Origin of the sequence: Pseudomonas sp. (assembly GCF_035277045.1) — a bacterium.
In the GTDB taxonomy this organism is placed as follows: domain Bacteria; phylum Pseudomonadota; class Gammaproteobacteria; order Pseudomonadales; family Pseudomonadaceae; genus Aquipseudomonas.
The window spans coordinates 1-5,443 of the sequence record NZ_DATELE010000055.1 but is presented as its reverse complement, the minus strand read 5'-3'; the positions used below and the strand labels follow the sequence as shown (position 1 = coordinate 5,443).

General features: G+C 65.0%; 5 protein-coding genes. 4 read left to right on the top strand and 1 reads right to left on the bottom strand.

Annotation, left to right across the window (positions count from 1 at the left end):
* The first annotated feature begins 21 nt into the window (after nt 1-21).
* The 3 genes from VJS90_RS02660 (at nt 22) to VJS90_RS02650 (ending at nt 3,941) form a co-directional block, all read left to right on the top strand.
* Entirely contained in the window at nt 22-1,320 is a 1,299-nt protein-coding gene (locus VJS90_RS02660) for an ATP-binding protein (protein WP_324118834.1), read from the top strand.
* 204 nt (nt 1,321-1,524) lie between these two features.
* Nucleotides 1,525-3,084: a threonine ammonia-lyase, biosynthetic gene (ilvA, locus tag VJS90_RS02655; protein ID WP_324118832.1), complete on the top strand. Its 1,560-nt coding sequence runs from the start codon at nt 1,525-1,527 to the stop codon at nt 3,082-3,084.
* A gap of 134 nt (nt 3,085-3,218) precedes the next feature.
* Nucleotides 3,219-3,941, top strand: a complete 723-nt coding sequence (locus VJS90_RS02650; protein ID WP_414704889.1) for a hypothetical protein — start codon at nt 3,219-3,221, stop codon at nt 3,939-3,941.
* 12 nt (nt 3,942-3,953) lie between these two features.
* On the opposite strand, the gene VJS90_RS02645 is transcribed toward VJS90_RS02650, so the two are convergent.
* The gene (locus tag VJS90_RS02645) at nt 3,954-4,886 is read right to left on the bottom strand and encodes an alpha/beta hydrolase (protein ID WP_324118827.1); all 933 of its coding nucleotides are present in this window, start codon (nt 4,884-4,886) and stop codon (nt 3,954-3,956) included.
* Nucleotides 4,887-5,108: 222 nt separating this feature from the next.
* Between VJS90_RS02645 and VJS90_RS02640 the strand changes: the two genes are divergently transcribed.
* Nucleotides 5,109-5,443, top strand: a 335-nt coding sequence (locus tag VJS90_RS02640; RefSeq protein WP_324118826.1) for an AraC family ligand binding domain-containing protein, incomplete at its 3' end; no start/stop codon positions are given.

The following is a 5,443-nucleotide window of genomic DNA, read 5'->3' as shown; positions in this document are numbered from 1 at the left end:
AATGGGAGTTCTGAGCGCGCGATGCTGAAGATTCTCGTGCGCCTGTACCTGCTGATCATCGTCGCCTATGCCGGCGCCTTGCTGCTGATCCCCGATGCCATCGTCGGTGCGTTCCACGGACGCTTCATGGCCTTCAACCTGGACCAGGCCAAGGGGGTGCAGTCCTTGATCGTGCGCCAGTTCCGCCAGGTACCATCGGCACAGTGGCCGCAGGTCGAGCAGCAGCTCGCGCAGAGTTTCGCCCCTTTGCAGGTGCAACTGCTGCGCAAGGAGCAGGCCGGCCTGTCGGTTGAAGAGCGCGCGCGCCTGGACCATGGGCTGAACGTCATCCGCATCGGCGACTGGGGGTACTACGACAGCGCGCTGGCCCCGCTGGACAAGGACTGGCTGGTGCGGCTGGACAACCCGCCCGACCCGCTGGACATCAACCTGCTGTCCTGGGGCGTGACAGTGCTGATCGGGGCGGCGTTGCTCGGTTGCCTGCTGATCTGGGTGTGGCCGCACTGGCGCGACCTCCAGCGCTTGAAAGAAACCGCGCGGCGGCTGGGGCAGGGCCAACTGACTGAACGGACGCAGATATCGCCGCGCTCGAACATCGGTGAGCTCGCCAGCGTGTTCGACACCATGGCTGGCGATCTCGAGCGCCACCTCAATCACCAGCACGAGCTGCTCGATGCGGTGTCCCACGAGCTGCGCACGCCCCTCACGCGGCTGGATTTCGGCCTGGTGCTGCTGTTTGACGAGGTGCCCCCGGCCAGTCGCAAGCGCCTGCTCGAGCTGGTGGGGCATGTGCGCGAACTGGACGAACTGGTGCTGGAGCTGTTGTCCTACAGCCGCTTGCAGAATGCCGACCAGGCGCGCGAGCGGGTCGAGGTGTCCCTGCTGGAACTGATCGACAGTGTCATCGGCGGCTTTGCCGAGGAACTGGACAATCGTGGCATTCGCTGGGAGGTACGTGCGCCGGGCGAGTTGTCACGCTTCATCCTTGACCCGCGGCTGACCGCGCGCGCGGTGCAGAACCTGATACGCAATGCCATGCGCTACTGTGACGAATGCCTGTTGCTGCGGCTCAGCTTTGACGAAGACGGCGCTTGTCTGCTGGTGGTGGAGGACGACGGCATCGGCATCCCGGCCGAGGAACGCGAGCGGATCTTCCAGCCGTTCTACCGGCTCGATCGCAGCCGGGACCGCAACACCGGTGGGTTCGGCCTGGGCCTGGCAATCAGCCGCAGGGCCATCGAGGGGCAGGGCGGAACACTGACGGTCGCGCAATCGGCGTTGGGGGGCGCGCAGTTCAGGATCCGCCTGCCGCGCGTCTGACCCGGCGGGTGTGCTTGACTTGTCTCTGGCGGCTGGGCTAAGTTCCTCGCCATGAACACATTCCCGCAGCCTCACGCCGCCAGCATTATTATTACCGCCATTATCGGATTGGCGGGTTAGCGCGCAGCTGCACCGAACCCGCCCTGGAGGCGGGTTTTTTCTTTCCGACTCCTGGGCCAGCTGAAAAACAACCAGGAGTCATCGATGACCAGCCTTGCCGTCAGCCCTCGCGCCACCAGCCCCCAGCAACTGCTCTCGGACCAGGTGCGGCGCATCCTTTCGGCGCCGGTCTATGACCTCGCGGTCGAGACCCCGCTGCAGGTGGCGCCGGCCTTGTCGGCATCCTTGGGCAACCAGGTATTGCTCAAGCGCGAAGACCTGCAACCGACCTTTTCCTTCAAGATCCGTGGTGCCTACACACGCTTGGCCAGGCTCGGCCGCGAGCAGCGCGAGCGCGGGGTGATCACCGCCTCGGCGGGCAACCACGCCCAAGGCGTTGCCATGGCGGCGGCGAAGCTGGGCATGCGCGCCACCATCGTCATGCCCACCACGACGCCAGAGCTCAAGGTCGAAGGTGTGCGCTCGCGAGGTGGCGAGGTGGTACTGCATGGCGAGAGCTTTCCGCATGCCCTGGCCCACGCGCTGAAACTGGCCGACAGCCACGGCGCGACCTTCGTGCCACCCTTCGACGACCCGGACGTGATCGCAGGCCAGGGCACGGTGGCCATGGAGATCCTGCGCCAGCAGCCGGGGCCGCTGGACGCCATCTTCGTGCCGGTCGGTGGGGGCGGCCTGATCGCCGGCATCGCCGCGTACGTCAAGTACCTGCGTCCCGAGGTAAAGGTCATCGGCGTCGAACCGCATGACGCCAACTGCCTGCAAGCGGCCATGGCCGCGGGCGAGCGGGTGATCCTGCCGCAGGTCGGCACCTTTGCCGACGGCGTGGCGGTGGCCCAGGTCGGTGCCCACTGCTTCGAACTGTGCCGGCATTTCGTGGACGAAGTGATCACGGTCGGCAACGACGAGTTGTGCGCCGCCATCAAGGACATCTACGACGATACGCGCTCGATCACCGAGCCCTCCGGCGCCCTGGCAGTGGCAGGGATCAAGCGGTACGTGGCCCGCGAAGGCATCACTGGCCAGACCCTGGTCGCCATCGACTCGGGCGCCAACGTCAACTTCGACCGCCTGCGCCACGTGGCTGAACGGGCCGAGCTGGGGGAGCAGCGCGAGGCGATCATCGCCGTCACCATCCCCGAGCAACCAGGCAGTTTCCGGGCGTTCTGCCGGGCCCTGGGCAAGCGCCAGATCACCGAGTTCAACTACCGCTACCATGCCGGCAAGGAAGCGCGCCTGTTCGTTGGCGTGCAGACCCATCCGCAGACCGATCCCCGCCATCAGTTGCTGGCTGGGCTGGCGGAGCAGGGTTACCAGGTGCTCGACCTGACCGACAACGAGCTGGCCAAGCTGCACGTGCGCCATACCGTCGGTGGCCATGCGGCGCCCGGCGCAGAGGAGCGGGTGCTGCGCTTCGAGTTTCCCGAGCGGCCGGGTGCCTTGCTGGGTTTCCTGGAACGTCTGGGCAAGCGCTGGAACATCAGCCTGTTCCACTACCGCAACCATGGCGCTGCCGAAGCGCGCGTGTTCGCCGCGCTGGAGGTGCCGCCGGACGAGCTGGCGAACCTGCCCCAGGCGCTGGATGAGATGGGCTATCGGTACTGGGACGAAACCGACAACCCGGCGTACCGGCTGTTTCTGAGCTGACGCACGAACAACCCTTGGTCGAGGGGCATCGCACTTTTTCAGCGTTTGCCGCTCTATGCACTGCTGTGCCGTGCCGCTCCCTGGCACGGTCGTTGATTCCAGACCCGGTGCCGATGGTTGTTTCACTGACAAGAATGCTCTCTATGGCCTGCCGCGCGCCGCTGTGCGGCGTGCTCATCCTGCTGCTGGGCGCCTGCACCCAGGAGCAGGGCCGCGACATCGTCACCCAGTTCGGCGAAGGCAACCCCCGCGAGCTGTTCCAGACCAGCGTCGACCGCATGGCGACCCTGGAGATGCGCGACAACCTGCAAAGCCTCTACCTGCTGATGAACAAGCTGTACCTGCGCAATCCCAGCCAATGGAAGCAATCGGGTTTCGTCGACGCGGCCTCGGCCGAACGGCAGATCCGCCAGGCCATCGAGCAACGCCAGCCCTTGGTGCAACTGGGCGACCGGCGCGACCTGGCGGCCCTGAGCTACTCATTGAGCCCGGACTTTCGCGGCGACCGCGTGGGCGCCTTCATCTACGCCATTGGCAGCATGCTGGTGACCGCTCACGGCGGGCGTACCGAGTTTTTCATGACCGATGCCATCGATCCGCTGTTCGTCAACAATGCCGCGCGCAACATCGAAAAGGCCACCTGGATGCTCAGCCAGCGTCAGGACGCCAATGGCGAGTTGCTGCTGTTCTCCAACGAGATTTCGGAGGAGGGCAGCAACCTGAGCTTTGCCGTGGAGTTCGGCAAGATCGTCGCGCGGCTGGACTTGCTGGCGCAAATGCTCGACGAGCGATATCGGCGCATTGGCCTGAACTATGCGCAGAGCCTGCTGCTGATGAACTTCCTCCCCGTTCAGTGAGCACGGGCAAGCTCAGCTGGCAGGCACGGCAACCGCACCAGGCACCGCCGAGAGCTTGCCCTGCAGCAAGGCGTCGATCGCCTGGCGGTAGCGTTGTCCACCCAGGCTCATGCTGTTGTTATGCGTGGCCCCCGGCACCAGCAACAACGCCTTGGGCTGCCGTGCGGCCTCGAACAGCTGCTCGCTGAAGCGCGGCGGGACATAGCGGTCGGCCAGCCCATGCACCACCAGCAAGGGCATGTCGATGGCGCCGATCTTGTCGATGGAGTCGAACTTCTGCGACAGCAGCCAGCGGATCGGCAAGCTGGTGTCGGCCACCGCTGCGGCCACATCGCCCAGTGAGGTGAAGGTGGACTCCAGGATCAGCCCTTGGGCGGGGATGGCCTGGCCGTCCTTCTCGGCCTGGCGCGACAGCTCCGCGGCCAGCTCCACCGCCACCGCGCCGCCCAGGGAGTGGCCGTAGATCAGACGCTTGCTGGCGTCTGGCTGGAGTTGGCTGAAGCGTTCCCAGGCAATCTGCGCATCTTCGTAAACGGTGGTCTCGGACGGCAAGTCGCCGCGGCTCTGGCCAAAGCCGCGGTAGTCGACCGCCAGCACCGAGAAGCCCATGGCGTGCAGTTGCTCGATGCGAAACAGCTGCCCGGTGAGGTTCCAGCGCACGCCGTGCAGGTAGAGCACCGCCGGCGCATTGGCGCGCTGGGCAGGCCACCACCAGGCGTGCAGGCTCTGGTCGTCCTTGAAGGTGCGCGGGCGCAGGTCCAGTTCCTCAACGGTACTCGGCAGCCCGTGGTACCAGCTGGCGTCGCCCGGCTCGATGCGAAACACCAGTTCGCGTTCCTTGTGTTGCAGCACCCCGCAACCGGCGGGCAGGCCGACGATCAGCGCCGCCATGCACAGGATGGAAAACCAGCGCCGCCGCAGACGGCCTGAAAACGATTCGGACATGGACGCAGTGACCTCTTGAATATCGGCGCGTTGTAACAGATGAGTCCTCCTGACTGTAGGAAAATTCTCTCAATGGTCTCGATAGAGCGTTGCAAGCTGTGTCCGCGTGCACGGCCGTCCGATATTCGCACGGTGTTTGCCGCCATTGCTTGCCTTTGTCGGGCGTGTTTGCTTAGTGTCACGGCTACAAGAATAACGAAACCGATACCGAGTGCCCTGACCATGCAAAGCCGCCTGTTGAGCGAGCGCAGTAGCGTGTTTCATCATGCCGATCCGTACGCGGTGTCCGACTATGTGAACCAGCATGTCGGCCATCACTGTATCGGCCTGGCCCCGACCACTCATCCGCTCGCCAGCCTCAACCATCGCAAGTTCGCCGAACTCGACCTGTGCCGCATCAGCTATGGCGGCAGCGTGCGTGTGACATCGCCAGCGCTTGAAACCAACTATCACCTGCAGGTATTGCTCAACGGCAATTGCCTGTGGCGTGGCCCCCAGCGCGAGCATCATCTGGTGCCTGGCGAGCTGCTGGTGATCAATCCGGACGATCCGGTAGA

Bases quoted from the DNA above. Each gene is read 5' to 3' on its own strand.
- VJS90_RS02660 (WP_324118834.1), top strand. From the start codon at position 22: ATGCTGAAGATTCTCGTGCGCCTGTACCTGCTGATCATCGTCGCCTAT.
- ilvA (WP_324118832.1), top strand. From the start codon at position 1,525: ATGACCAGCCTTGCCGTCAGCCCTCGCGCCACCAGCCCCCAGCAACTG.
- VJS90_RS02650 (WP_414704889.1), top strand. From the start codon at position 3,219: ATGCTCTCTATGGCCTGCCGCGCGCCGCTGTGCGGCGTGCTCATCCTG.
- VJS90_RS02645 (WP_324118827.1), bottom strand. From the start codon at position 4,886: ATGTCCGAATCGTTTTCAGGCCGTCTGCGGCGGCGCTGGTTTTCCATC.